5 protein-coding genes are annotated in these 2,689 nt (G+C 63.8%); 2 read left to right on the top strand and 3 right to left on the bottom strand.

Annotated elements, in window-relative coordinates; translation table 11 throughout:
* Window positions 1–363: glutathione S-transferase C-terminal domain-containing protein (locus ACEN88_RS28795; protein WP_413345203.1), on the top strand; the 363-nt coding region annotated here is incomplete at its 5' end.
* A gap of 9 nt (window positions 364–372) precedes the next feature.
* On the opposite strand, the gene ACEN88_RS28790 is transcribed toward ACEN88_RS28795, so the two are convergent.
* Window positions 373–873, bottom strand: coding sequence for a hypothetical protein (locus ACEN88_RS28790; protein WP_413345201.1), 501 nt, complete (start codon window positions 871–873; stop codon window positions 373–375).
* Window positions 874–1,129: 256 nt separating this feature from the next.
* Here ACEN88_RS28790 and ACEN88_RS28785 point away from each other — a divergent pair, with 256 nt between their 5' ends.
* Window positions 1,130–1,798: a transposase gene (locus ACEN88_RS28785; protein WP_413345199.1), complete on the top strand. Its 669-nt coding sequence runs from the start codon at window positions 1,130–1,132 to the stop codon at window positions 1,796–1,798.
* Window positions 1,799–1,807: 9 nt separating this feature from the next.
* On the opposite strand, the gene ACEN88_RS28780 is transcribed toward ACEN88_RS28785, so the two are convergent.
* A complete protein-coding gene (locus tag ACEN88_RS28780; RefSeq protein WP_413345197.1) occupies window positions 1,808–2,494 on the bottom strand; it encodes a 2OG-Fe(II) oxygenase in 687 nt (228 codons plus the stop codon).
* Window positions 2,491–2,689 (bottom strand): methylated-DNA--[protein]-cysteine S-methyltransferase (locus ACEN88_RS28775; RefSeq protein ID WP_413345195.1); only part of this gene is annotated, 199 nt, incomplete at its 5' end. The genes ACEN88_RS28775 and ACEN88_RS28780, both read right to left, overlap by 4 nt.

Here is a 2,689-nt window from a genome sequence, read left to right as displayed (position 1 = left end):
CCCCCCACCTTTTTTTTCACCCCCCCCCCCCCCCCCCCGTCCTGTCGCGCCGGCGGGGGGGCTCGGATTTTTCTATCCCCCCCCGCGCCGGCGCTGGTCGACCGCCTGCGCCGCGTCGCGGACAAGGCGCTGGCGATCCTCGACCGCGAACTGACGCAGCGCCCGTTCATCGCGGGCGCCGCGTACACGATCGCCGACATGTCGCTGTTTGCGTACGTCCACCGGGCCGACGAGGCCGGGCTGGCGCTGGCCGACTATCCCGGCATCGTCGGGTGGATCGTCCGCGTGCGTGCACAACCGGGATTCCTCGGCACCGTGTACCCGTACTCGATCGATCCGTTTGCGGGCGGCGAGCTGCCGTGAAGGGCGGGCTTACTCGAGCTGGACGCGCGTGATGTAGTACCCCGGGTAGGCGGCGCCCTGGCCCTGCCAGATGAGGGTGTCGATGGTCTTGCCGGCCGCGTTGATGTCCTTCAGCGGCACTTCGACGGCGGCCCACGTCTTCGCCTTCAGCTGGATGACGAAGTCGGCCTCGATCGCCTTGCCGTCGGCCATGGCCTTGACCATCAGGGTCTGGCCGCCATTCATGCCGCCGTTGATGACGAAGGTCAGCTTGCTGTAGCCCTCGGTGGAAAACGGTTCGTGGTGCAGGGCGAGCGCGCTCCACGGCTCCCCTTCGACGCGGATCGGCTTGCCGTTCCCGACCGGCACCGACAACTGCGTCTTCGCCCAGCTCCAGTTCTGGAAACCGTTCTTCAATTCGTCATCGTAAATGACAAGGGGTTGCGGCAGGTCCCCGGCCCGGGCCAGGCTCCCGCCGGACACGCTGGCCACGCCGAGGGCGGCCAGGAACAGGCGACGCGATACGCTCATGGTTGTCTCCGTTGGATTATCGTTGTAAGCCTGCTGAGGTGCAGGTTCCTCGATGCTACGACGGAAACGTATGCATGCCTAACATCTGATAAAAATTCTACTTCCCTTAGCACATTTCATAAAACCGGGGTCAGAGCCCGGTTTTTGGAAAGATCCGCCTGAAAATGGTCCGAATACCGTTGCACAGTTGATTTTCCTCGCTCTCTCCGGACGACGGTTTTGTATCGTCTCGTCTTCCGTCCCTTTCGCTTTCGCCATGCCACGTCCGCGCCGCCTTGTCCTGCCGTCGGTACCGCTCCATGTCATCCAGCGAGGAAACAATCGGATTCCGTGCTTCACCTGTCGAAGCGACTATCTGGTGTATCTCGACATATTGCGTGAATGCGCATACGACTGCGGTTGTGCTTTGCATGCCTATGTACTGATGACCAATCACGTCCATTTGCTTTTGTCTCCAGATGATGAGCATGGAGCCAGCGTATTGATGCGGCGCCTGGGCCAGCGTTACGTGCAATACTTCAACCGTCGCCACACGCGTACGGGCACCTTGTGGGAAGGCCGCTTTCGTTCCTGCCTCGTGCTCGACGAGGACTATTTTCTGGCATGCCAGCGCTACATCGAGTTGAATCCTGTGCGCGCACGCATGGTGGTCAAGCCAGAACATTACCCCTGGTCCAGCTACCAAACAAATGCCCTCGGACACGATAGCCCGCTGGTCAAACCGCATCTCGCATATTTGCGCCTGCACCATGAAACGATCACGCGCCAGGCTGTATACAGGCAGCTATGCGAAGACGCATTGCCCGATCAACTCATCTCCGAAATCAGGGGCGCCAGCAACGGCAATCGTCCTCTTGGCACGGCAGCACCAAGAGAGACGACGTCAGACAGCGCGCTGGAGCAATTTCCAAAAATCGGGCTCTGACCCCGGTTCTCAACTAGCGTCGTGGAAGATGATTCCCAGCGTATGCCGCTGCCCGCTGTGCACGCGGCTGACGCCGTGGCGCATGTTGACGCGGTAGATGCCGCGCGTGCCGTTGACGGGGCGCGTGTGCACGGGGAAGACGACGGCATCGCCCTGCCCCAGCGGCACCACTTCGACGCGCGACTGCATGCGCGGCCGCTGTTCCGTCAGGACGAATTCGCCGCCGCTGAAATCGACGCCGGGGCGCGACAGCAGTACGGCCACCTGCAACGGGAAGACGAAATCGCCGTACAGGTCCTGGTGCAGGCAGTTGTAATCGCCCGCACCGTATTGCAGCAACAGGGGTGTCGGCCGCAACTGGCCGGCCGCGTGGCAGCGCGCCAGGTAATCGCCGTGCGCGTCCGGGTAGCGCTCCTCCAGCCCGAGCGCCGCCTGCCAGCGGTTGGCGATGCGTGCCAGCGGCGGGTACAGCGCGGTGCGCAGGCCCGAAAGCCCGGGCGGCAGCGGATACGCGTAATAGCGATATTCTCCGCGCCCGAAGCCGTGCCGCTCCATCACGACGCGGCTGCGGAATCGCGCGTCGTCAGCATAGCCGGCCGCATACGCCGCGCACTGGTCCGCATCCAGCAGGGACGGCAGCACGGCGCAGCCGAAGGCGTCGAGGTCGTCGGCGACGCGGTCCCAGTCGATACTCATGATGCCTCGGCCTCGCGCTTGAGCAGCGCCTGCTTGCGTTCGACGCCCCAGCGGTAGCCGGAGATCGAGCCGTCGTTGCGCACCACGCGATGGCACGGAATCGCCACCGCCACCGGATTGGCGGCGCAGGCGCTGCTCAAGCGCGAGGCCGAGGCATCATGAGTATCGACTGGGACCGCGTCGCCGACGACCTCG

Origin of the sequence: Massilia sp. CT11-108 (genome assembly GCF_047302915.1) — a bacterium.
Taxonomy (GTDB): domain Bacteria; phylum Pseudomonadota; class Gammaproteobacteria; order Burkholderiales; family Burkholderiaceae_D; genus Telluria; species Telluria orientalis.
This window is presented reverse-complemented; position numbering and strand designations above follow the sequence as displayed.

Coding starts and splice junctions, on each gene's coding strand:
- ACEN88_RS28790 (WP_413345201.1), bottom strand. CDS start 873: ATGAGCGTATCGCGTCGCCTGTTCCTGGCCGCCCTCGGCGTGGCCAGC.
- ACEN88_RS28785 (WP_413345199.1), top strand. CDS start 1,130: ATGCCACGTCCGCGCCGCCTTGTCCTGCCGTCGGTACCGCTCCATGTC.
- ACEN88_RS28780 (WP_413345197.1), bottom strand. CDS start 2,494: ATGAGTATCGACTGGGACCGCGTCGCCGACGACCTCGACGCCTTCGGC.